This window comes from Streptomyces sp. NBC_01304 (genome assembly GCF_035975855.1).
GTDB lineage: Bacteria > Actinomycetota > Actinomycetes > Streptomycetales > Streptomycetaceae > Streptomyces.
Window position 1 is genome coordinate 10298292 of sequence record NZ_CP109055.1, and the last position, 22051, is coordinate 10320342.

Below are 22051 nucleotides of genomic sequence, written 5' to 3' on the forward strand. Positions count from 1 at the left end.
CCGGGCGAACAGGCCGACTCCCACGGTCACTTGGGCCCCCGTCCCGCGACGCCATGTCGCGGGACGGGGGCCCGTTCCGTTCCCGGCAGCCTGACAAGGGGGCGAACGGGGCGTCCACGGGCCCGAGTTGGGAGAGCCCGACCGATTTCACGGACCTGCAATCCTCTCTCCATCGTCAGCCCGGGACCCTCCCTATAGCGTCCGACGCATGACAACGATCACTGGTACGCCCAGCCCGTTCGACGAGCACTTCCGTTTCCCCGCGGACCTCGCCGAGGCACGGCCGGGCGCCTCCGGGCGCGTCGCTGTCGTCGGCGGTGGCATCTCCGGGCTCGCCTGCGCCCATGAACTGGCCCGAAGAGGGCTCGATGTGACGGTGTACGAGAGAGCGGCCCGACCAGGCGGCCGCATCCGCACACATCGCTTCTGGGACGGCACCCACGGCGAGCTCGGCGCGATGCGGCTGCCCGCGAACCATCACACCACCCTCCACTACGTACGCCGCTTCGGCCTCGCCACCCGCCCCTTCGTCAACGCCAACCCGGACGCGTACCTCCATCTGCACGGCCGCAGGGTACGGGCCCGCGACGCCGGTACCCTGCCCGGCCTGTTCGGGCTGACCGGCTCCGAGGACCGCGATCCCCGGCTGCTCCTGGAGGAGTTGCTGCACCACGTGTGGTCCGGGCTGCGGCCCGAACAGCACAAGGCCGTCCTCGCCGGGGAGGTCGGCGACCCCGAGCTCGAAGCGCTGATGTCCACATCGCTGTGGCAGTACGCGGGCAGCCGTCTCACCCCGGCGGCCTGGGACCTGGTCGGCCAGGTCAGCGGCCTCGCCCACTACGAACATGCCGCGCTGCTCGAAGTGCTGGTCGACTACTTCGGCCTCTTCCACGTCGCCCAGGTCGAACTGACCGACGGCATGGACGCGTTGGTCTCCGCCTTCGTCCGCGCCCTGCCGCCGCGCACCCTGAGACTCTCCAGCCGCGTCGAGGCCGTGCACGCCGATCAGGACGGCGTACGCATCCAGGGCCGCGACATTTCCGGACCGCTGGACGAGCGTTACGACTGGGCCGTGTGCGCGCTGCCCGCGCCCGCCCTGGACCAGATCCGCTTCGAGCCGGGGCTGCCCGCCGCCCAGCGGCAGGCCGTGCGCGGCATCAACTACGCGAGCAGCAGCAAGACCCTGCTGCACCTGGACCGCAGGGTGTGGGAGCTGGACGACGCCATCCACGGCGGCGGCAGCTTCACCGACCTGCCGATCCAGCAGTGCTGGTACCCGTCCGACAACGCCCGCCCCACCGACGGAGGTTGGAGCGCGGCCGACCCCGCACGCTCCCACGAGCCGGCCGTGCTCACCGGCGCGTACCTGTGGGAGGGCAACGCCCGCCGCCTCGCCACCCTGCCCGAGGCCGACCGCACCCGCCTCGTCCTGGACTCCCTGGAGCAACTGCACCCGGGCATCGCCGACATCGTCCACTGGAACTGGGACGAGCAACCCGGCATCGGCGGCGGCGCGTTCGCCTACCTCGCACCCGGCCAGCACGCCCGCTATCTGGGTGCCCTCGGCGCACCCCACCCGGTGGACCGGCCACGGGTGTTCTTCGCGGGAGAGCAGCTGTCGGTGGCGCACGCCTGGATCCAAGGGGCCCTGGAATCGGCGCTCATCGCGGTACGCGCGGTCCTGGAGCAGGCGGGTTCGCACACCGCTGCCCGCTGAGTGGATGCGGACCGCGGATCCACACCGACCACGTCACCCACACCAACCGCGCCGAAAGGAACCCGAGATGAGCATCACCCTGGAGCAGGCCAACCGCATCGTGCAGGCCGGTCTCGCCTTCGCACGCGAGGAGAAGCTGGAGTCGCTGACCCTGGCCGTCCTCGACACCGGCGGCACCCTGGTCGCCCTGGCGCGCGAGGACGGCTCCGGGCTCCTGCGCCCGGACATCGCCGTCGCGAAGGCCTGGGGCGTCCTCGGCCTCGGCATCAACAACCGGGAGATCGGCCGGCGCGCGGAGGCCGCCCCCGCCTTCTTCGCCTCCGTCACCGCCCTCGCCGGCGGCCGGATCCTCTCGGTTCCGGGCGGAGTCTTCATACGCGACGCCGACGGCCGCCTGCTCGGTGCGGTCGGCGCCACGGGTGATTCGTCCGACAACGACGAGCGCGCGGCCGTCGCCGGAATCCTGGCGGCGGGCCTCACCGCCGAGACGGGGGCGGAGGAGTCCTGACCGTTCGGGGACCACTCATGCGGACAGCTCTCCGGCACGCCCCGCGACGTACCCGTGCAGATGGGTGTCGTGCCACCCGTCCGCATGCAGATGTGACTCGCGCCGGGTGCCTTCGAGGGCGAAGCCGCTCTTGACGGCCACCCGGCAAGAGGCCTCGTTGTGCACCGAGTGCACGAGTTCGAGCCGGTGGAACCCGGCCGTGCCCACGGCCCACTCCGTCAGGGCGGCCAGGGCGCGCGGCGCGACACCGCGGCCCCGCGCGGCCGGCAGGACCCAGTAGGCGCACTCGGCGACGCCGTCCTGGAGGTTCATGGTCCGCAGCGCCATCCGGCCGAGCGCCTCGTCGTCGGCAGCGTCGGTGATGACCCACTGCACGGCCGTCTCCTGCTGCCAGAACCGGGCGTAGTCGGCGATCCACCGGGTGGCCTCGTCCTGAGTGAGGACGTGGCGTACGTGCCAGCGGCGGATGGTCGGGTCCCGGTAGGCCCGCAGCAGAACCTCGGTGTCCTCCGCACGCCACGGCCGCAGCCGCAAGGCGCCGTCGGGGGAGAGGAGAGCGGGCTGGGTCGACGACGAAAGGCTCCCGGCCGGGATGGTGGGCGAGATCGCGAAGGGCATGCGGTTCATCATGCTCGGACCGCCCTGGAGGCGGCCGACGGGGGCCCGGCCGTGGTCGAAATGCGTGGACCCGGGGAGAACCCACGGTACTTACCGTCGAGTAGGGTCATGCCTCAGTCATCACCTCAGTCATCAGAGGAGGCACTGTGTCGCTGTCGTCCCGTTCCCCCGTGCTGCTCGCCGGCCTGCTGGCCGGCAGCGCGGTCGCGCACTTCACCGTTCCGAAGGTGTTCGACGCCACGATTCCGCGGGCCCTGCCCGGTGCGCCCCGGACCTGGACGTACGCGAGCGGCGTGGTCGAGCTGGCGCTGGCCGCCGGTGTCGCGCTGCCGCGTACGCGCCGGGCCGCCGCGAAGGCGACGACGGCGTTCTTCGTGGGCGTCTTCCCCGCCAACGTACAGATGGCGGTGGACTGGCGGCACCGCCCGACTCCCCTCAAGGCGGCGGCGATGGGGCGGCTCCCGCTCCAGGTGCCGCTGGTGCTGTGGGCCCGGAGCGTGGCGCGCACGACGGAGGGCCGGTCATGACGAAGGTCGTCGCCGTGGGCGACAAGGTCGAGGACTTCACGCTGCCGGACGAGACGGGAACCGAGCGGCGGTTGTCCGACCTGCTCGCGAGCGGACCGGTCGTGCTGTTCTTCTACCCGGCCGCGCTCACCCCGGGCTGCACCGCCGAGGCCTGCCACTTCCGTGATCTGGCAGGGGAGTTCGGCGCCGTGGGGGCCACCACGGTCGGCATCAGCGGTGACCCGGTGGAGCGGCAGCAGGAGTTCACCGAGCGGCACAGCCTCGGCTTCCCGCTCCTCGCCGACCCCGAGGGCGTGGTGCGCGGGCGGTTCGGAGTGGCCCGCGGATTCTCGCTGGCACCGACGAAACGCGTCACCGCCGTCATCGGCCAGGACCGCACCGTCCTGCACGTGACACGCAGCGAGCTCAGGATGAGCGCGCATGCCGACCAGGCTCTGGAGGCGGTACGCGCGTACAAGAAGTAGCAGTACGCGCGTACGAGAAGTCGCGTACGAGAAGTGGCCGTACGCGGGCACCGCATGCGGCCGGCCCTGCGCAGGCCCGGACCCTCAGGGCCTGGAAGGGGCCGTGCCCGGCAGGGCGGCGAGCCAGTCGGTCAGGAGCCGGTTGACCTCGGCGGGGTGTTCCTGCTGGATCCAGTGGCCGCAGCCGTCGAGGATGTGCGAGGAGACCAGGCCGGGCAGGGTCTCGGGGTACGCCTTGATCGCATCGGCCAGCCAGGTGGTGGAGGCATCGAGGGCGCCCCCGACGAACAGGGACGGCTGGGTGAGCGGTGCGCCGTCGAAGGCGGCGAGGTCCGCCCAGTCCCGGTCCATGTTCCGGTAGCGGTTGAGGGCCCCGGTCAGGCCGCTGCGCTCGAACTCGCCCGCATAGAAGTCGAGTTCACGCTCCCCGAGCCAGCCGGGCAGCGCCCTGCCGGGGAAGCGGTCGCGCAACGTCCCGCCCCGGCTGACGAAATGCGGGTCGGGGGCGTCGGGCTGCGGCATGGTCTCGGCGGACAGGGCGGCGTAGAAGCCCGCGAGCCAGCCGCGCACATCGGGCTCGATCTCCGCCTCGGCCCGTCCGGGCTGCTGGAAGTAGGAGACGTAGAACTCCTCCTCACCGCCCATCCCCGCGAAGATCTCACTCGGCCGAGGTCCGCCGCGCGGGGCGTAGGGAACGCTCAGCAGTCCCACCGCGGTGAAGACATCGGGCCTGACCAGAGCGGAGTTCGCGGCGATATTCGCGCCCCAGTCGTGGCCGACGACCACTGCCGACCGCTCGCCGAGGGCGTGCACCACGGCGACGTTGTCCTCGACCAGTTCGAGCATCCGGTACGCGGCCAGGTCACCGGGTTTGGAGGAGCGGCCGTAGCCGCGGATGTCGACGGCGACCGCGCGGTACCCGGCGGCGGCAAGGACCGGCAGCTGGTGGCGCCAGGAGTACCAGGATTCCGGGAATCCGTGCACGAGCAGGACCAGCGGCCCGACGCCCTGTTCCACCAGGTGGATCCGGCCGGCGGGTGTGGGGACAAGGCGGTGGGTGGCAGTGCCGGTGCCGTCCGCGGCCTGCTGCGTCATGCGTCCTCCAGGGCTCTCGATGGGGCCTGCCTTTCGATCATGCGCGGAACGGTGCGGCACCTGCGAGTTCTGTTGCCACTTCGGCAAAGCGTCGCCACTTCGGCAAGGCGTCGCTGCTTCGGCCACGCGTTGCCGGGCGTCCCCGCCGGAGCGGGCCGTGCGGGCCGAAACGCATGCGCGTAACACGTATCCGGGATGAAAGGCTGAGGACATGAACTCTCCGCACGACCCCGCCCCGGACACCTCGGCCACACCCCCGGCGACGGACTTGACCCCCACCCCCCTGACCGCCGACCTCGTGCGCGGTGCGCTCGAACTGGAGCGCACCGAGCACGGGCTGCTGCCGCACCGGCTGCCCGCCCGGGCCAGGGCCCAGTGCGCCGACGGGCAGCTGGCGATGGCGGAGGCCCAACCGTCCGGCGTACGCCTGGTGTTCCGTACCCGCGCCACCGTCGTCGAGCTGGACACCCTGCGCACCAAGATGGCCTACGAGGGCGCCCCGCCCCGGCCCGACGGCGTGTACGACCTGCTGGTCGACGGACGCCTCGCCCGGCGCTCCGGCGTGACCGGCGGCAACGTCCTGATGGTGGACATGACCACCGGCACCGCCGAGACCCGGCCGGGCCCGGTCGGCACGGTCCGCTTCACCGGTCTGCCCGACCGGGTCAAGGACGTCGAGATCTGGCTGCCGCACAACGAGATCACCCAACTGGTCGCCCTGCGCACCGACGCGCCCGTCGAGCCGGCGCTGGACACGGACCGCAAGGTGTGGCTGCACCACGGCAGTTCGATCAGCCACGGCTCCGACGCCGAGAGCCCCACCACTACCTGGCCCGCGCTGGCCGCCTCGCTCGGCGGCGTGGAACTGATCAACCTCGGGTTCGGCGGCAGCGCCCTGCTCGATCCGTTCACCGCCCGCGCGATGCGGGACACCCCCGCGGACGTGATCAGCGTCAAGATCGGCATCAACCTCGTCAACACGGACCTGATGCGCCTTCGTGCCTTCGGGCCGGCGGTGCACGGCTTCCTCGACACCATCCGTGAGGGGCACCCCACCACACCGCTGCTCGTCGTCTCGCCCATCCTGTGCCCCATCCACGAGGACACCCCCGGCCCCAGCGCCCCTGACTTCAGCGCCCTCGCCGAGGGCAGGCTCAAGTTCCGGGCCGCCGGCGACCCCGCGGAACGGGCCGCCGGGAAGCTGACGCTCACCGTCATCCGGGACGAGTTGGCTCGCCTCGTGAAGCAGCGCTCGGCCGACGACCCGAACCTGCACCACCTCGACGGCCGCGACCTCTACGGCGAGGCGGACTTCGCCGAACTGCCGCTGCCCGACCAGCTCCACCCGGACGCCGCCACCCACCGACGCATCGGGGAGCGCTTCGCGGCGGTGGCGTTCGGCACCGAAGGGCCGTTGGCCGCTCACGCATGACCCCGGATGAGCGCTGAGCGCTCAGCCGGAGCGCCGGTGTGGAATGCGCGGGAAGTCCGTGGCTGGTCGCGCAGTTCCCCGCGCCCCTTTGGGGCGCGGTACCGCAACTTCACCCTGTACAGGGCCAGTTGAGCCCCGCCGCCACTTTCATGTACATGGCTGTTCGTGGATGCTAGCGTCCGCCCCGCACCACCTCCTGCACCACCTCCTGCACCACTTCGTCGGCACCGACAGCTCAGGAGGAACGGATGGCCACATCCCGAAGCCATGTGAAGGGGCGGCGGGTGTTCATCACCGGCGCGGCCGGTGGGATCGGCCGCGCGGTCGCCCGGCGGGCCGCGGCCCAGGGCGCCGTGCTGCTGCTCACCGACATCGACGCCGACGGCCTGGACGCGACCGTACGTTCCGTGCGGGCGGCCGGCGGTGACGTCGCGTACGCCAGGGCCGCGGACATCGCCTCGTACGACGACGTACGTGCCATGGCCGGCGAGATCCACGCGGACGGCGGGCCGGTCGACGTGGTCATGAACGTCGCCGGGATCTCGGCCTGGGGCACCGTCGAGCGACTTGAGCACCGCCACTGGCGGTCGATGGTGGAGGTCGACCTGATGGGGCCGATCCACGTCATCGAGTCGTTCCTGCCCGCGATGGTCGCCGCGGGCCGCGGTGGCAACCTGGTCAACGTCTCGTCCGCCGCCGGGCTGATCGGCCTGCCCTGGCACGCGCCGTACAGCGCCGCGAAGTTCGGCCTGTGCGGCATCTCCGAGGTGCTCCGCTTCGACCTGCGCCGCCACGGCATCGGCGTGACCCTGGTGTGCCCGGGCGCGGTGGCCACACCGCTCGCCGACACGGTCGAGATCGTCGGCGTGGACCGGAACACCCCCACGGCGCGACGCCTGCACGCGGCCTTCCTCAAACGGGCCGCCGCTCCCGAGGAGGTGGCCGAGACGATCCTGGAAGGCATGCGCCGCGGCCGCTACCTCGTACACACCTCGGGCGGCATCCGCGTACTGCACGGGCTGAAGCGATTGGCGCCGCCGCTGTACGTGCTCGCGATGCGACTTGCGAACCGGGCCGCGGACCGTGCGCTGGGGGCCGCGGCGCGCAGTTCGCAGGCTGGGGTGGGTGTCCGGTGATCGGGGTGTGGGTGGAGGGGCCGTGTCGTGGCTCGTGGGGTGGTGTTCGTGTGGTGTGCGGGTTGATGCGGGTGGTGCTGGCGTTGTGCGTGCTCGCGATGCGGCTTGCGAACCGGGCTGCGGATCGTGTGCCGGGGGCGGCTGGCCAGTCGTTGCCGGCCGGGGGAGCAGGCCGGTGACCGGGGCGTCGGCGGCCCGGTCGCCCCATGGGCCGCGTATCGCGCCCGGCACGCGGGATGAAGTCGGGCTGCCCGTATGGGTGTTCAGCCGCCTCGCCGGGCTCGTCGCCGGTACGCGGCCGCCTGCGTTGTTCCTCACGCTCGGCCGCCACCGTCGCCTCTTCCGGGGCTGGCTGCGGTTCGCGGGGCGGCTCATGCCGCGTGGCACCCTGCCGCGGCGCGAGACCGAGCTGGTCATCCTGCGTACCGCCCATCTGCGGGGCTGCGCCTACGAGTTCGAGCATCATCGGCGGCTCGGTCGTCGCGCCGGGGTGACGCGTGGCGATGTCGAGAGGGTCGTCGCCGGGCCCGGCGATCCCGGCTGGAGTCCGCGCGAGCGGGCGCTGCTTGCCGCCACCGATCAGCTGCACGAGCGGCAGGACCTCGACGACGCGGGCTGGGAGCGGCTGCGTACGCACCTGGACGAGAACGGCGCGATCGAATTCCTGCTCCTGGTCGGCCACTACCAGATGCTGGCCACGACGATCACCGCGCTGCGCCTGGAGCCCGATCGCGCACGAGGAGACAGGCGTGGATGAGCTCGCTTCGCTGCCCAGCGGCAGGCATGGCCTCAGCCGCGAACAAGTGGTGTCCTCCCAGCGCGCGCGCATGCTGAAAGCCACCGCGGACGTCATGAAGGAGCATGGGTACGCGGGCACTTCGGTCGCCGAGATCATCCGGTGCGCCGGGGTCTCGCGCGAGACGTTCTACCAGCAGTTCCGGTCCAAGCAGGACTGCTTCGTCCAGGCGCTGGACGCCGCCACCCGGCAGCTGACGGAGTTGCTCTCCGTCGCCCGGCCGCCCGGTCCGGGCCCGGACCGAACGGCCTCCGACCCCGCCGAGACCTTCCGCCGACTCCTGCGCCGGTACCTGCACACCCTCGCCGAACAGCCCGCCGTGGCCCGGCTGTTCCTCGTGGAGGTGCACGCCGCCGGGCCCGAGGCGATGGCCCGCCGGGGGGAGGGGCAACGACGCTTCGCGGAGGCGATCGCGGAGATCTTCCCTGCCGGAGCCGGAGCCGGAGCCGGAGCCGGAGCAGACCCCGGCCCGGGCCCCGAAGACAAAGACAAGGACCAGGACGAGCGGCGCTTCAACTCCGAGGCCCTGGTCGCGGCGATCGCGCATCTGGTCACCGCCCGCCTGGTCGCCGACGACCTGGACGGCCTGCGCGCCCTGGAGGACCCGCTCGTCCGCCTCGCCACACGCCTGTTGTCCTGAACGGACCGCAGGGGCTCAGGACTTGCGCGCCACCCCGGCGAACATGGCCACCTCGTCCGGCACTTCACCCGCGCCCGACTCCGGCCGCCAGCGGCTGCACGACACCACGCCGGGCTCGAGCAGTTCCAGCCCGTCGAAGAACCCGGTGACCTGTCCCGGCGTGCGCTGCGTGAGCCTGGGCGTGCCGTGCTCGTTCCAGAACGCGACCGCCTCGTCCACATCGGGCATCGACGGATCCGTGATCGTGTGCGACAGCACCAGATGACTCCCGGACGGCAGCGCGTCCATCAGGCGCCCGACGACACCGCGCGGATCGTCGTCGTCGCCGAGGAAGATGACCACACCGAGCAGGACCAGCGCGACCGGCCGGCTGAAGTCCAGGGTCCGCGCCGCGTGTTCGAGGATGGAGTCGACATTGCGCAGGTCCTCGTCCAGGTAGTCGGTCCTGCCCTCCGGCGAGCTCGTGAGCAGCGCCCGCGCATGGGCGAGCACCAGCGGGTCGTTGTCGACGTAGACGATGCGGGACTCGGGTGCCAGGCCCTGTGCGACGGTGTGCGTGTTGTCGGCCGTCGGCAGGCCCGTGCCGATGTCGAGGAACTGCCGGATGCCGCACTCGGTGACCAGGTGCCGTACCGCACGCCCCAGGAACAGCCGGTCCTCGCGGGCGTAGTCCCCGATGCCCGGGTGCAGTGCGCGGATCTGGTCACCGGCCGCCCGGTCGACTTCGTAGTGGTCCTTGCCGCCGAGCCAGTAGTTCCAGATCCGGGCCGTGTGCGGCTGCGCGGTGTTGATCCGGTCGCGCAACTCCTGGGACGCATCCGTGGGTATCGCGTGCTCGGCCATGGATCTGCCTCCGGAAGTGCCGTTCGGTTCAAGGTCAACAAGCAGATTACAGAGGCATGTTGGCCACCGGCGAGGCGAGGTGGACATGGCGCCGGGCCGGACCGGGGAGGGTAACTCCCCGGTCCGGCCCGGCGCACCCGGCCAACGTCCGTGTCGACGCCCGCCCGGGGGGCGCGGATCAGTCGGCGACGTACTCCGCGAGATGCTCCCCGGTGAGGGTGGAGCGGGCGACGACGAGATCGGCCGGGGTGCCTTCGAACACGACCTTGCCGCCGTCGTGCCCGGCGCCCGGACCGAGGTCGATGATCCAGTCGGCGTGCGCCATGACCGCCTGGTGGTGCTCGATGACGATGACCGACTTGCCGGACTCGACCAACCGGTCGAGCAGACCGAGGAGTTGCTCGACATCGGCGAGGTGGAGACCCGTGGTCGGCTCGTCCAGGACGTACACGCCGCCCTTGTCGCCCATGTGCGTGGCCAGCTTGAGGCGCTGCCGCTCGCCGCCGGACAGCGTGGTCAGCGGCTGGCCCAGGGTGAGATAGCCGAGCCCGACGTCGGCGAGCCGCTCCAGGATCTTGTGCGCGGCCGGTGTGCGGGCCTCGCCCGCGCCGAAGAACTTCTCCGCCTCGGTCACCGACATCGCGAGCACTTCGCTGATGTCGCGGCCGCCCAGGTGGTAGTCGAGCACCGAGGCGTCGAACCGCTTGCCCTCGCAGTCCTCACACGTGGTGGAGACGCCGGCCATCATCGCCAGGTCGGTGTAGATGACCCCGGCGCCGTTACAAGTGGGGCAGGCGCCCTCGGAGTTGGCGCTGAACAGGGCCGGCTTCACCCCGTTCTCCTTGGCGAACGCCTTGCGGATCGGCTCGAGCAGACCGGTGTACGTCGCCGGGTTGCTCCGCCGCGAACCCTTGATCGGCGTCTGGTCGACCGAGATCACGCCCTCGTCGGCAGGGATCGACCCGTGCACCAGCGAGCTCTTGCCGGAACCGGCGACACCCGTGATCACGGTGAGCACGCCCAGCGGAATGTCGACGTTCACCTTCTGCAGGTTGTTCGCGTTCGCCCCGCGGATCTTCAGGGCGCCGGTGGACTCGCGCACCGTCTCCTTGAGCGTGGCCCGGTCGTCGAGATGACGGCCGGTGACGGTCTTGCTGCCCCGCAGTCCCTCCAGGCTGCCTTCGTAGCAGACCGTGCCGCCCGCCGTACCCGCGCCGGGGCCGAGGTCCACGACGTGGTCGGCGATCGCGATGGCCTCCGGCTTGTGCTCCACGACGAGCACCGTGTTGCCCTTGTCGCGCAGCCGCAGGAGCAGGTTGTTCATCCGCTGGATGTCATGGGGGTGCAGGCCGATCGTCGGCTCGTCGAAGACGTACGTGACGTCCGTGAGCGAGGACCCGAGGTGGCGGATCATCTTGACGCGCTGCGCCTCGCCGCCGGACAGCGTGCCCGCGGGACGGTCCAGCGAGAGATAGCCGAGGCCGATCTCCACGAACGAGTCGAGGGTCTGCTGCAGCGCGGCGAGCAGCGGCGCCACCGACGGCTCCTTGAGTCCGCGGACCCACTCGGCCAGATCCCTGATCTCCATCGAGCAGGCGTCGGCGATGCTGATCCGCTTGATCTTGGAGGAGCGGGCGCCCTCGTTCAGCCGGGTGCCGTCGCAGTCGGGACAGGTGGTGAAGGTGACCGCCCGCTCCACGAACGCCCGGATGTGCGGCTGCATCGCCTCCTTGTCCTTGGACAGGAAGGACTTCTGGATCTTGGGGATCAGCCCCTCGTAGGTGAGGTTGATGCCGTTGACCCTGACCTTGACCGGCTCCCCGTACAGGAAGTCCTGCATCTCCTTCTTGGTGTACCTGCGGATCGGCTTGTCCGGGTCGACGAAGCCGGACTGGGCGTAGACGCCCACGGTCCACTGGCTGTCCGACTTCCAGCCGGGGATGGTGAAGGCGCCCTCCGAGAGCGACTTGGAGTCGTCGTACAGCTGGGTGAGATCGATGTCGGAGACCTTGCCGCGGCCCTCGCAGCGCGCACACATGCCGCCGGTGATGCTGAAGCTGCGGCGCTCCTTCACGGTCTTGCCGGCCTTCTGCACCGTGACCGCGCCCGCGCCGCTGATCGAGGCGACATTGAAGGAGAACGCCTTGGCCGAGCCGATGTGCGGCTTGCCGAGCCGGCTGAAGAGGATGCGCAGCATCGCGTTGGCGTCGGTGGCGGTGCCGACCGTGGAGCGCGGGTCGGCGCCCATCCGCTGCTGGTCGACGGTGATCGCCGTGGTCAGCCCGTCGAGGACATCGACATCGGGCCGCGCGAGGGTCGGCATGAAGCCCTGTACGAAGGTGCTGTACGTCTCGTTGATCATCCGCTGCGACTCCGCGGCGATCGTGTTGAACACCAGCGAGCTCTTGCCCGAGCCGGAGACACCGGTGAACACCGTCAGCCGGCGCTTCGGGATCTCGATGCTGACGTCCTTGAGGTTGTTCTCCCGTGCGCCGACGACGCGGATCAGGTCGTGGCTGTCGGCGGCGTGCGGCGCAGGCGACGGCGAGGGCGTCCTCTTGGCCATGGGTGTCGTGTCTCCATTCTCGGGCGGGGGCCGCTCTCGTGGTCCCCGTCGCATCGCCTGGCCTGATCCGACCGGCTTCGTGCAGTACGTCGGTTCTACTTTGTAGACGCGTCGGCGGCAACGTTCTGTTTCATGCGGGCCCTCAGCGGTCCTGCACCAGTCCGAGTACGTTGCCGTCGAGGTCGGTGACGGACGCGACCAGGCGGCCCTCGCCGACGTCCCTCGCGGGCTGCTGGACTGTGGCCCCGGCGGCGGTCAGCTCGGCCAGCTTCGCCTCGATGTCCGGCACGTGCCAGTAGGCCACCGGTGACGTCATGCCCTGCGGCCCGCCGGCCGGCACCAGGCCGATGTGCTGGCCCGCGGCCTCGAAACCGACGTAGTAGGGGCTGTCGGCCGTCGGTGCCACGCCGAGCAGTGCGGCGTACACCTCCTTGGCCTTCGCCAGGTCGGCGACGGGGTGCAGCACGGTCTTGATGCCCTGGGTGGGAGAGCTGGTCATGGTCACTCCTGAGGTCGTGGAGGCGGCCGGTGCGTCGGGCCTCTGGATTTCAGGCTAGGCGCGGCTCGGGCACCGGCGCTTCTCGATTCCTGACCGGTCGGTCCGCCGCGTCCCCCGCCCCCCATCGCCCCCGGCTCTCAGGTGCCGCCGCCGCGCCGGAAGGCGGCCCGGTAGTCCCGCGGGCGCCGGCCGGTGTGCCGGGCGAACAGCGCGGCGAAGGTCGCCGGGTCCCGGTAGCCGACCGTGGCGGCGACGGCGGCGACGGTCCGGTCCGTGGTCTCGAGGAGATGGCGGGCCCGGCGGACGCGCGACGACTGCAGATACTCGAGCGGGCTGAGGCCGGTCTCGTCCGCGAAGCGGCGCAGCAGCGTCCGGGTGCTGACATGGAACGCGTCCGACAGCCCCGCGAGGTCGTAGCGGTCGGCCAGGTGCTGGTCGAGCCGCCGCATGACCCGGTGCGAGAACGCGTTCCCGGGCCGCGGCAGCAGCCTCGCGTCGACGTACGGCGCCTGGGACACGCGCGCGTCGTCGACGAGCGCCACCCGCGCGGTGGTCCTGGCCACGCCGGCGCCGCTGTGCCGGCGGATCAGCTCAAGGGCGAAGTCGTACATGGCGCTGAAGGCCGCCGCGGTCGTCACACCTCGGTCGGTGACGACAAGGCGATCGGGGTGAACCTCCGCGTCCGGGCAGCGCCGGGCCAGTTCGTCCGCGAACAGCCAGGCCGTGGTGGCCCGGCGCCCGTCGAGCAGCCCCGCCTCGGCGAGCAGGAACGCCCCGACACACAGCGAGACGACGGCCCGGCCCGTGGCGGCGTGCGCGCGGATCGCCGCGACCTCCGGGGCGAGCGGCGCCAGCTTCGCGTCCATGTCCAGGCCCGGCAGCAGCTCGAACCCCGGCACGACGAGGACGTCGACCTCGCGCAGCGGCGAGACGGCGAGGACCACTCCGCCGGATGCGGCGACGCGACGACGGGGCGAGAGCACCGACACCTCGTAGCCGGGGCGTTCGGGACCGGCCACGTGCGAGGCCATCGTCAGGAGATCGGGGATGCCGAACACCTCGGACGCGAAGCAGCCCGGATAGGCCAGGACACCGACCCGCAGCGCGCTCACACCCGGCTCCTCGTCCACACTCACCTCCTTGGCCACACTCCCTCCTCAGCCGCACCCGCCTCCTCGGCGCCTGCGCGCGTCGGCGCCGGCCGATGGCGAGATTACCGTCAGGCATGGCGATATGGCCCCTCCCCCGATGCGGGTGCTTCGCTCCAGGCTGTCCCCATGAGTGCTGCCGACGGACGTCTTGACGACGCGATCACGGACTTCTCCCGACAACTCGTGGACGTGGACGGGGTGGTGAAGACGGTGTACGTCGCCGGCTCCGGGCCGGCCGTCGTACTGATGCCGGAGATGCCGGGCATCAGCCCCGACGTCCTGCGCCTCGCGCGGTGGGTGCGGGATGCGGGCTTCACCGTCCACGTGCCCTCGCTCTTCGGCACGGACGGGGCCTTTCCCACGGCCGAGGGCGGCGAGAAGGTGGTCCGACGCGCCTGCGTCAGCGCCGAGTTCCGCGCATTCGCCGGGGGCGGCACCAGCCCCGTCACGGCCTGGCTGCGCGGCCTCGCACGGCAGGCCCACGCCGCCTGCGGCGGGCCGGGAGTCGGCGCCATCGGCCTGTGCTTCACCGGCAACTTCGCCCTCGCCATGGCGTTGGAGCCGGCCGTCGTCGCGCCCGTGGTCAACCATCCGTCACTGCCCCTGGACGACCCCGCCGGCATCGAGCTCAGCGACGAGGACGCCCATGCCGTACGGGACCGCATCGCGCGCGACGGCCTGCGCGTCCTCGCCTACCGCTTCGAGGGCGACCGCTGGTGCACCGGGCAGCGCTTCGCCGCCTACCGGGCGTTGCTCGGCGAGGCCTTCGACGGCCGTGTCCTGCCGGACGGTTCGGCCCGCACCGACCCGCCGCCGTTCTTCCGCGACATGGTCGAGACGCCGCACAGCGTGGTCACCGCCCACCTGGTCGACGAGGAGGGACATCCCACGGTGCGGGCCCGGGACGAGATCCTCGCCTTCCTCAAGGACCGCCTGCAGCCGCTGAATTGACCCATGTTTGTCGCGCGATAATGCACCCTGGTCAGGTGGCTTTGGCTACCTAGGCTCGGGCGCATGACAACTCTTCAAGTGTCCGGGCCCGTGGTCGAACCCTCACCAGTCAAGGGCTGGCTCGCCGTCCTCGCCGTGACCCTGGGCATCTTCGCCCTGATGACCTCCGAGCTGCTGCCCGTCGGTCTGCTCACCCCGATCGGCTCGGCCCTGCACGTCTCCGAGGGCACCGCCGGGCTGATGGTGACGGTGCCCGGTCTGGTCGCGGCGGTCTCGGCCCCGCTGGTGACGGTCGCCACCGGCAAGGTGGACCGGCGCCTGGTCCTCGCCGTGCTGATCGGCCTGGTGGGCGCGGCCAACCTCGCCTCCGCCTTCGCCACCAGCTTCGCCGTGGTGCTCGTTGCCCGTTTCCTCATCGGCATCAGCGTCGGCGGGTTCTGGTCCCTGGCCGGCGGCATCGCCCTGCGCCTGGTTCCCGCGCGGCACGTCACCCGTGCAACGGCCGTCATCTTCGGCGGAGTCGAGGCCGCCTCCGTGCTCGGCGTGCCCACCGGCACCCTCATCGGTGACTTCAGCGGCTGGCGCACCGCGTTCGCCGCCGTCGGCATACTCGGCCTCACCTCGCTGGCCTGCATGATCTTCCTGATGCCGAAGGTGGCTCCGGAGGCGACCCTCACGTTCGCCGATCTGCCGAAGGTGTTCCGCGCCAACGCCGCGCTGCGGGTGGGCATCGCCATGACGTTCCTCGTCATCACCGGGCACTTCGTGGCGTACACGTTCGTCCGGCCGGTCCTGCAGGCCGACGGCGTCGAGCCCGGCATGATCGGGGCGCTGCTGCTCGCCTTCGGAGTCGCCGGTATCTGCGGCAACTTCCTCGCGGGCGCCCTGATCACCAAGCGGCTGCGGCAGACGGCCGTCGGCATCGCGGCGATCCTCACCACGGCCATGGTGCTGCTCGCCGTGACGGACCACGACGTCTACACGGCCGGCGCGATCCTCATCCTGTGGGGCCTGGGCTACGGGGCCGTCCCAGTGACCTTCCAGACCTGGATCCTCGACGCGGCACCGCACGCCACCGAGGCCGCCTCCTCGCTGTACGTGTCGATGTTCAACCTGTCCATCGCGCTCGGCGCCCTCTTCGGAGGCCTGGCCGTGGACAGCTTCGCCACGGCCGGCGTCCTGTGGATCGGCGGCGGACTCGCCCTGCTCGCGCTGCTTGTGCTGCTGCTCGGGACAGGGGGAGCGGGCAACTCCCGGCGTGCCGCGCACTGATCGCGCCCGGGGCCGACCGCTCACGGCACTGCGGCGGACCCGGGCTCCCTCGTCAGCCGCGTACCTCCTGAATGCGCAGGAGATTGCCCGCCGGATCGCGCACGGCGCACTCGCGTACGCCGTCCAGTTGCTCCGTCGGACCGTGGACGACCTCGGCACCGCCGGCCTGCAGCCGGGCGAAGACGGCGTCGAGGTCCGGGGCCGCCAGCAGGAGGCCCGCGTAGGTCCCCTTGGCCATCATCTCGGCGATGGTCCGACGCTCGTCGTCGGTGACACCGAGGTCGGACGCCGGTGGTTCCAGGACGAGGGACGGGCCCGCCCCGCCCGCCGGGCCGACCGTGATCCACCGCTTCCCGTCGTGCCCCGTGTCGCGCCGGACCTCGAAGCCGAGCAGGTCGCGGTAGAAGGCCAGGCAGGCATCCGGATCGTCGTGCGGCAGGAAGCTCGCGTGCAGCGTGAGGTGCATGGCGTCGCTCCGGCTCAATGTCCGGCCGCCGCTTCCCAGACGAACCCGTCCGGGTCGGCGAAGGACCCGCCGTCACTGCCGATCACCAACCGGTGCGAGCCGGTGCCGTCGATCGGGACGCCCGCATCCTTGGCCAGGGCCTTGCGTCCGTACAGCGCCAGCTTCACCAGGCTGCTGTCCGAGGAGGCGAACTCGACGTACTTGCGGCCGAAGCTCTTCGCCACGGTCAGTCCGCGCTCCGTGTAGAACTTCTTGGTCTCCGCCACGTCCGCGCAGCCCAGCAGGAGCACCATGTCGTCGATCTCCAGGGTGGCCGGGCCGGTGTCCTTCTTCTCCGAGGTGGCGACCTTCCAGATCGCCCCGTCCGGAGCCTGTACGACACCGCTGCAGCCCCAGAACGACTTGGCGACGGGCTTCAAGCACGGTGGCGCCCGCGGCGAGGGCGGCGTCGACGAGGGCCTTGACCGTGCCCGGCTGGGACACCGTCAGCGACAGCGTGAACCCGCGGAAGCCGGTCGTCGGTTCCTGTGCGGACCGCAGGCCGATCTGCTTTTCGAGGCCGAACGCGGCGAAGTAGAAGTCGTGGGCGGCCGCGGTGTCGGCCACGTCGAGGGTGATGGATTCGATGGAGGTCATGGCAATGACGTTAGGAGCGGACAGGGGTCCGGTGCTTCTCGATTCCTGACCGGTTGTGCCGGGCCCGGCGAACGTGCGGCGCCGGGCCCGGCAACGTGCGCTTTCGGTCGCCTTCGGCTGCGCTCAGCCGCTCGCCGACGTGGGCGTCGTGCCGGCCTGGCAGTTGCTCGACGAGTGAAAGGAGCCTTGAGGGCTACCAGCCGAAGACCTGCGTCCAGGTCCAGTCCTTGGTGACGACGCCGAGACCCATGGTGGTCAGGCCGCAGTTGAGGATGTTTTCGCGGTGGCCCTGCGAGTTCATCCACGCGTCCATCACGCTCTCGGCGGAGTTCTGGCCGCGGGCGATGTTCTCGGCGCCGGGGTTGTCGTAGCCCTGTGCCTTGGCGCGGTCGGCGAAGGTGCGGCCGTCCTGGCTGGTGTGGTCGAAGTAGTTGTTCGCCGACATGTCCTCGCTGTGCAGCTGCGCGGCACGGGCCAGACGGCTGTCGTACTTCACGGGCTTGCAACCCGCCTTGCCCCGCTCGGCGTTGACGAGCGCCAGGACCTGGGCGCCCGGGGTGTCCGCGGGATCGGCCGTGGGCGCGGGCCGCTGCGTGGTCGGCTTCGGCTTGGGGGTCGTGGGCTTCGGCTTGGGCTTGGCCGACGCGGAGGCCTTCGTACGCGACGGACTGGGCTTGGTCGAGGGCGAGTTGCTCGGCGAGGCGGACGGCGAGGCCGCCGACGAGGAAGGCAGCGGCGACCCGGGTGTGGACGCGGACCGCACATTGTCGCCGTCCTCCGGCTTGTCCGGCGACAGCACGGCGATCCCGGCGACCGTGCCCCCGGTGACCAGCAGCGCGGCGGCCACGGCACCGACCGTGGCGCGCCGCCTGCGTATGCGCCGCGTCCGACGGGCCTCCACCCGGCCCCCGCCCACCGTGCCGACGACACCGGTGCCGTCACCCGGAGCGCCGTACGCGTCAGAAGCCGTATGCGAATCGGATCCGTAGGCGCCAGCACCCGCGCCGGAGTCGGATCCATACGCGTCAGAACCCGCTCCGAATCCCGGGTCCGCGAAGCCCATAGCCTCCCCGTGGCCGCCCCCACCGTGATGACCCGCAAGGCCGAACTCCGCCCCGCCGTCCGCCCCTGCCCCTGCCCCCGCACCCGCGAAGCCGATCGCCGCCGCGCCGAGCAGCCCGGCCGCCACCGGAACCAGTCCGAGGCCCACCAACAGCCCCTCCGCGGGCACCAGTCCGGCCTCATAACGCGCACAGTCCGCGCACTCGCGCACGTGCCGGGCGATCCGCTTGCGCCACAGCGCCGACGGGGAGCCGTCCCACACCCCGGTCACCTGGTCGAGGAACGCACAGCGCGGCACCGCGGTGAGCGCCCGCACGATCAGCCGGGCCGTCTCCAGCTGCGTCTTCATCCGCTGTACGCGCACGGCGGTGTGCTGCGGCGACAGCGCCATGGCCGCGGCCACCTCGGCCCGGCTCAGCTCACCGGCCGCCTCCAGCCACCACAGCGACAGCAGGGCGCGGTCGTCGTCGTCCAGCCAGCGGGTCGCCTCGGCCACCTCCCGGCGCTGACCGGCGAGACCGAGCCGCACGATGGTGAGGTCGACGAAGTCGGCGCCCGGGTCGGCCACGTCGTAGCCGTCCTGCAGACCGGGGGCGGTCGGCGCGGCATTGCGGACGTGCCAGTGGTTGCGTATCTGGTTCATGGCGATGGCCACCAGCCAGGACCGGAAGTTCGCCGGGTCGTCGAGCGAGCCGAGACCGCGCAGGGCCCGCAGCATCGTCTCCTGCACGACGTCGTCCGCGTCGGCATGTCCGTTCAGGGCCCGGCCCACGATGTTGTAGACCAGCGGCAGATACGCGGCTATCAGGTCGTCCTGCGCCTGCTGGTCGCCACACCGTGCCGCCGTGACCAGATCGTGGTCGCGCCTGCCTGTGTCCATGCCGGTCCACTTCCCCTAGTCGGTCGTTGCTCGGTGGCTGTTCGCTTGTCGCTCGGGCGTCGCGTGGTCGTCGCTCGTCCCGGCCGACACAGGGGAGACCTTCGGCAGGGGGCGCGATAACAAGAAATGCGCCGTGAATCGGCACACGCCTTCGAAAGGCGTCTCGATCGCCGTGCACAATCTCCCGAAGCCCTGGGCGCTGTCAACGACTCAGGCCACACTCGCGAGGAGACCGCCATGGACCGGCCGTACCCGCCCGTCGAACCGTACGAGGAGGGCCTCCTCGACGTCGGCGGCGGCCAGCAGATCTACTGGGAGACGAGCGGCAACCCCGAGGGAAAGCCGGCCCTGTGCGTGCACGGCGGGCCGGGCAACGGCGGCCATCGCTGGGCCCGCCGCAACTTCGACCCCGAGGTCTACCGGACCGTCCTGTTCGACCAGCGCGGCTGCGGCGAGAGCCTGCCGCACGCGTCCGACCCGGCCGTCGGCCTGGGCGAGAACACGACCGAGCACCTGATCGCCGACATGGAGCGGCTGCGCGAGCACCTGGGCATCGAGCGCTGGCTGCTGTTCGGCGGCTCGTGGGGCTCGACCCTGATCCTCGCCTACGCCGAACGCCACCCGGAGCGGGTCTCCGAGATCGTCATCGCGGGCGTGACCATGACCCGCCCCGAGGAGACCGACTGGCTGTACCGCGGCGTCGGCCGCCTGCTGCCCGGCCCCTGGGAGGCGTTCCGCGACGCGCTGCCGGAGGCGGACCGCGACGGCAACCTCGTGGCCGCCTACGACCGGCTTATGAACGACCCGGACGAGGCGGTGCGGGCGAAGGCGGCCCGCGACTGGTGCACCTGGGAGGATGCCGTCATCGCGCACGAGGTCCTCGGCGCACCGGGCGCGTACAGCGACAAGACGGACGACGGGCTCCTTGCCTTCACCCGGATCTGCGCGCACTACTTCGCGCACGACGCCTGGCTCGACGACGGGCAGCTGCTGGGCGACGCGCACCGGCTCGCCGGGATCCCGGGGGTCTTGATCCACGGCCGGCTCGACCTGGGCAGCCCGCTGAAGTCGGCCTGGGAACTCGCCAAGGTGTGGCCGGACGCGGAGCTCAAGGTCATCGACGACTCGGGGCACACCGGCAGCCCCGCCATGCAGGACGCGGTCCTGGCGGCGATCGCCCGGTTCGGCAGAAACGGGCGGTGAAGCAGGGTCCGCCCGGGCCCGCGCACCGTCAGACGCAGCGGTGCCCGGGCCCGCGCACCGTCAGACGCAACGGCGCAGCGCGAGCACGGCGTTGTGGCCGCCGAAGCCGAAGGAGTTGCTCAGCGCCAGGTCGCCGTCCGCGGGCAGCGGCCGCGGCACCATGGTCACCACGTCCAGACCGATCGCGTCGTCGAGATCGTCGCAGCCCAGGGTGGGCGGGATGAGCCCGTGGTGCAGGGTGAGCGCGGTGGCGACGGCCTCCACGCCGCCGGCGGCGCCCTGCAGATGACCGAAGTTGCCCTTGAGTGCCGTCACCGGAACCGGCCGGCGGGTGGCCGGGTCGTCGCCGAACACCGTGCCGAGGGCCTTCGCCTCGGCCAGGTCGCCGTCGACGGTGGCGGTGGCGTGGGCGTTGACATGGACGACGTCGTCCGTGGCGGCCCCGGCGTCCTTGAGCGCTCGGCGCAGGGCGAGGGCGATGCCGTTGCCGGTGGGGTCGGGGGCGGCCATGTGGTGCGCGTCGGCGGACAGTCCGGCGCCCGCGGCCTCGCAGTAGATCCGGGCGCCGCGGGCCCGGGCGTGCTCCTCCGACTCCAGGACGAGCAGGCCGGCGCCCTCCCCGTGGACGAAGCCGTCGCGGTCCTTGGCGAAGGGACGCGAGGCGTGCCCCGGCTCGTCGTTGCGGGTGGACAGCGCCTTCATGGAGCAGAACGACGCCATCACGGCGGGCGTGATCACCGCTTCCGCGCCGCCGACGACGGCGACGTCCAGGTAGCCGTGCCGGATGCGGTCGATGGCCGCGCCGATGGCCTCGGTGCCGGACGCGCAGGCGCTCACGACGGTGCGGGCCTCACCGGTGATGTGCAGGTCGAGGGAGATCTGGGAGGAGGCCTGGGAGGGGACTGTCATCGGCGCGGTGAGCGGGGAGACCCCGCGCACGCCCTTGTCCCGCAGGCGCCGGTCGCCCTCGATCATGACCGGGGCGCCGCCGATGATGGTGCCCAGGGACACCCCGACCCGCTCCGGGTCGAGCCCGCTCTGCACGGTTCCGGCCGGGTCGAAACCGGCGTCCTGCCAGGCCTCGCGGGCGGCGAGCACGGCGAACTGCGCGGCCCGGTTCATCCGTCGCGCCTGCGCGCGGGGAAGCAGCTCGGCCGGATCCGTCTCGACGGTGGCCGCGATCCGCACCGGGTGATCGGCGAACTCCTCGCCCTGCAGCGGCCGCACGGCGCAGCGGCCGTCGAGCAGCCCCTGCCACAGCTCGTCCACGCCGTTGCCGAGCGGTGTGATCGCCCCGAGCCCGGTGACCACGACCCGGCGCCGCGCAGCCTCGACGGGCTGCCGCTGGGCCGGTATCTCGGGGGTGCGGGCAGTGTTGTCGTGGGCCGTGGGGGTGCCCGACGGGTGGTGCATGGGGGCGGCTGCTCTCTTGACGCATGCGTGGATCGGCGGATGACGGATCAGGGTGGGGCTGATCCGGATTCGTGAACTTCTATCCGTACATGTGCCAATGGGTCGGATTCAACAAGCTGAGACGAGCTTCACTCCGCGGTCCGCATGCGGGGGAGTTGGAGCCGACGCCCAGGTCG

At 71.6% G+C, this 22051-nt stretch carries 20 protein-coding genes and 1 pseudogene; 11 read left to right on the plus strand and 10 right to left on the minus strand.

What is annotated here, in order from left to right; genetic code table 11:
- Positions 1–208 precede the first annotated feature (208 nt).
- The gene (locus tag OG430_RS46175; RefSeq protein ID WP_327358708.1) at positions 209–1717 is read left to right on the plus strand and encodes a flavin monoamine oxidase family protein; all 1509 of its coding nucleotides are present in this window, start codon (positions 209–211) and stop codon (positions 1715–1717) included.
- A gap of 67 nt (positions 1718–1784) precedes the next feature.
- Positions 1785–2225, plus strand: coding sequence for a GlcG/HbpS family heme-binding protein (locus OG430_RS46180; protein WP_327358709.1), 441 nt, complete (start codon positions 1785–1787; stop codon positions 2223–2225).
- Between the two features lie 15 nt (positions 2226–2240).
- Here the strand turns inward: OG430_RS46180 and OG430_RS46185 are convergent, their stop codons facing one another.
- The gene (locus tag OG430_RS46185) at positions 2241–2843 is read right to left on the minus strand and encodes a GNAT family N-acetyltransferase (protein WP_327358710.1); all 603 of its coding nucleotides are present in this window, start codon (positions 2841–2843) and stop codon (positions 2241–2243) included.
- 146 nt (positions 2844–2989) lie between these two features.
- On the opposite strand from OG430_RS46185, the gene OG430_RS46190 reads away from it, so the two are divergent.
- Positions 2990–3370, plus strand: coding sequence for a DoxX family protein (locus OG430_RS46190; RefSeq protein WP_327358711.1), 381 nt, complete (start codon positions 2990–2992; stop codon positions 3368–3370).
- Positions 3367–3834 (plus strand): peroxiredoxin, encoded by a 468-nt coding sequence (locus OG430_RS46195; RefSeq protein WP_327358712.1) that lies wholly within the window; start codon positions 3367–3369, stop codon positions 3832–3834. Before OG430_RS46190 ends, OG430_RS46195 begins: the two co-directional genes overlap by 4 nt.
- 84 nt (positions 3835–3918) lie before the next feature.
- Here the strand turns inward: OG430_RS46195 and OG430_RS46200 are convergent, their stop codons facing one another.
- Positions 3919–4929: an alpha/beta fold hydrolase gene (locus tag OG430_RS46200; protein WP_327358713.1), complete on the minus strand. Its 1011-nt coding sequence runs from the start codon at positions 4927–4929 to the stop codon at positions 3919–3921.
- 211 nt (positions 4930–5140) lie between these two features.
- Between OG430_RS46200 and OG430_RS46205 the strand changes: the two genes are divergently transcribed.
- The 4 genes from OG430_RS46205 to OG430_RS46220 all read left to right on the plus strand — a co-directional run bounded on the left by OG430_RS46205 (position 5141) and on the right by OG430_RS46220 (position 8933).
- A complete protein-coding gene (locus tag OG430_RS46205; RefSeq protein WP_327358714.1) occupies positions 5141–6361 on the plus strand; it encodes a GDSL-type esterase/lipase family protein in 1221 nt (406 codons plus the stop codon).
- Positions 6362–6609: 248 nt separating this feature from the next.
- Entirely contained in the window at positions 6610–7497 is an 888-nt protein-coding gene (locus OG430_RS46210; RefSeq protein WP_327358715.1) for an SDR family oxidoreductase, read from the plus strand.
- A gap of 175 nt (positions 7498–7672) precedes the next feature.
- On the plus strand, positions 7673–8254 hold the full coding sequence (locus OG430_RS46215; RefSeq protein ID WP_327358716.1) for a carboxymuconolactone decarboxylase family protein: 582 nt from the start codon (positions 7673–7675) through the stop codon (positions 8252–8254).
- Positions 8247–8933: a TetR/AcrR family transcriptional regulator gene (locus OG430_RS46220; protein ID WP_327358718.1), complete on the plus strand. Its 687-nt coding sequence runs from the start codon at positions 8247–8249 to the stop codon at positions 8931–8933. The genes OG430_RS46215 and OG430_RS46220 overlap by 8 nt, the downstream gene beginning before the upstream one ends.
- Positions 8934–8948: 15 nt before the next feature.
- Here OG430_RS46220 and OG430_RS46225 read toward each other — a convergent pair whose 3' ends face one another.
- The 4 genes from OG430_RS46225 to OG430_RS46240 all read right to left on the minus strand — a co-directional run bounded on the left by OG430_RS46225 (position 8949) and on the right by OG430_RS46240 (position 13989).
- Positions 8949–9776 carry an SAM-dependent methyltransferase gene (locus OG430_RS46225; RefSeq protein ID WP_327358719.1) on the minus strand — a complete coding sequence of 276 codons (828 nt, stop codon included), beginning with the start codon at positions 9774–9776 and terminating at the stop codon, positions 8949–8951.
- A 178-nt stretch (positions 9777–9954) separates the two neighbouring features.
- Positions 9955–12342 carry an excinuclease ABC subunit UvrA gene (locus OG430_RS46230; RefSeq protein WP_327358720.1) on the minus strand — a complete coding sequence of 796 codons (2388 nt, stop codon included), beginning with the start codon at positions 12340–12342 and terminating at the stop codon, positions 9955–9957.
- A 142-nt stretch (positions 12343–12484) separates the two neighbouring features.
- Positions 12485–12841 carry a VOC family protein gene (locus OG430_RS46235; protein WP_327358721.1) on the minus strand — a complete coding sequence of 119 codons (357 nt, stop codon included), beginning with the start codon at positions 12839–12841 and terminating at the stop codon, positions 12485–12487.
- A 137-nt stretch (positions 12842–12978) separates the two neighbouring features.
- Positions 12979–13989, minus strand: coding sequence for a GlxA family transcriptional regulator (locus tag OG430_RS46240; protein ID WP_327358722.1), 1011 nt, complete (start codon positions 13987–13989; stop codon positions 12979–12981).
- Positions 13990–14118: 129 nt separating this feature from the next.
- On the opposite strand from OG430_RS46240, the gene OG430_RS46245 reads away from it, so the two are divergent.
- The gene (locus tag OG430_RS46245) at positions 14119–14943 is read left to right on the plus strand and encodes a dienelactone hydrolase family protein (protein WP_327358723.1); all 825 of its coding nucleotides are present in this window, start codon (positions 14119–14121) and stop codon (positions 14941–14943) included.
- 63 nt (positions 14944–15006) lie between these two features.
- On the plus strand, positions 15007–16215 hold the full coding sequence (locus OG430_RS46250) for an MFS transporter (RefSeq protein WP_327358724.1): 1209 nt from the start codon (positions 15007–15009) through the stop codon (positions 16213–16215).
- A 52-nt stretch (positions 16216–16267) separates the two neighbouring features.
- Here OG430_RS46250 and OG430_RS46255 read toward each other — a convergent pair whose 3' ends face one another.
- The 3 genes and pseudogenes from OG430_RS46255 to OG430_RS46265 all read right to left on the minus strand — a co-directional run bounded on the left by OG430_RS46255 (position 16268) and on the right by OG430_RS46265 (position 19259).
- Positions 16268–16681 (minus strand): VOC family protein, encoded by a 414-nt coding sequence (locus OG430_RS46255; RefSeq protein WP_327358725.1) that lies wholly within the window; start codon positions 16679–16681, stop codon positions 16268–16270.
- 14 nt (positions 16682–16695) lie between these two features.
- Positions 16696–17317 (minus strand): annotated as a pseudogene (locus OG430_RS46260) (glyoxalase).
- A gap of 193 nt (positions 17318–17510) precedes the next feature.
- The gene (locus OG430_RS46265; RefSeq protein ID WP_327358726.1) at positions 17511–19259 is read right to left on the minus strand and encodes a sigma-70 family RNA polymerase sigma factor; all 1749 of its coding nucleotides are present in this window, start codon (positions 19257–19259) and stop codon (positions 17511–17513) included.
- 237 nt (positions 19260–19496) lie between these two features.
- Between OG430_RS46265 and pip the strand changes: the two genes are divergently transcribed.
- Positions 19497–20462, plus strand: coding sequence for a prolyl aminopeptidase (gene pip, locus OG430_RS46270; RefSeq protein WP_327358727.1), 966 nt, complete (start codon positions 19497–19499; stop codon positions 20460–20462).
- Positions 20463–20522: 60 nt separating this feature from the next.
- Here the strand turns inward: pip and OG430_RS46275 are convergent, their stop codons facing one another.
- Positions 20523–21983, minus strand: coding sequence for a beta-ketoacyl-[acyl-carrier-protein] synthase family protein (locus tag OG430_RS46275; protein ID WP_327359488.1), 1461 nt, complete (start codon positions 21981–21983; stop codon positions 20523–20525).
- Between the last annotated feature and the right edge of the window lie 68 nt (positions 21984–22051).

What these genes read in the sequence shown, in the direction of transcription:
- OG430_RS46195 (WP_327358712.1), top strand. Translation starts at nt 3,367, where the DNA reads ATGACGAAGGTCGTCGCCGTGGGCGACAAGGTCGAGGACTTCACGCTG.
- OG430_RS46175 (WP_327358708.1), top strand. Translation starts at nt 209, where the DNA reads ATGACAACGATCACTGGTACGCCCAGCCCGTTCGACGAGCACTTCCGT.
- OG430_RS46230 (WP_327358720.1), bottom strand. Translation starts at nt 12,342, where the DNA reads ATGGCCAAGAGGACGCCCTCGCCGTCGCCTGCGCCGCACGCCGCCGAC.
- OG430_RS46185 (WP_327358710.1), bottom strand. Translation starts at nt 2,843, where the DNA reads ATGCCCTTCGCGATCTCGCCCACCATCCCGGCCGGGAGCCTTTCGTCG.
- OG430_RS46255 (WP_327358725.1), bottom strand. Translation starts at nt 16,681, where the DNA reads ATGCACCTCACGCTGCACGCGAGCTTCCTGCCGCACGACGATCCGGAT.
- OG430_RS46210 (WP_327358715.1), top strand. Translation starts at nt 6,610, where the DNA reads ATGGCCACATCCCGAAGCCATGTGAAGGGGCGGCGGGTGTTCATCACC.
- OG430_RS46235 (WP_327358721.1), bottom strand. Translation starts at nt 12,841, where the DNA reads ATGACCAGCTCTCCCACCCAGGGCATCAAGACCGTGCTGCACCCCGTC.
- OG430_RS46180 (WP_327358709.1), top strand. Translation starts at nt 1,785, where the DNA reads ATGAGCATCACCCTGGAGCAGGCCAACCGCATCGTGCAGGCCGGTCTC.
- OG430_RS46250 (WP_327358724.1), top strand. Translation starts at nt 15,007, where the DNA reads ATGACAACTCTTCAAGTGTCCGGGCCCGTGGTCGAACCCTCACCAGTC.
- OG430_RS46200 (WP_327358713.1), bottom strand. Translation starts at nt 4,929, where the DNA reads ATGACGCAGCAGGCCGCGGACGGCACCGGCACTGCCACCCACCGCCTT.
- OG430_RS46265 (WP_327358726.1), bottom strand. Translation starts at nt 19,259, where the DNA reads ATGGACACAGGCAGGCGCGACCACGATCTGGTCACGGCGGCACGGTGT.
- pip (WP_327358727.1), top strand. Translation starts at nt 19,497, where the DNA reads ATGGACCGGCCGTACCCGCCCGTCGAACCGTACGAGGAGGGCCTCCTC.
- OG430_RS46205 (WP_327358714.1), top strand. Translation starts at nt 5,141, where the DNA reads ATGAACTCTCCGCACGACCCCGCCCCGGACACCTCGGCCACACCCCCG.
- OG430_RS46225 (WP_327358719.1), bottom strand. Translation starts at nt 9,776, where the DNA reads ATGGCCGAGCACGCGATACCCACGGATGCGTCCCAGGAGTTGCGCGAC.
- OG430_RS46245 (WP_327358723.1), top strand. Translation starts at nt 14,119, where the DNA reads ATGAGTGCTGCCGACGGACGTCTTGACGACGCGATCACGGACTTCTCC.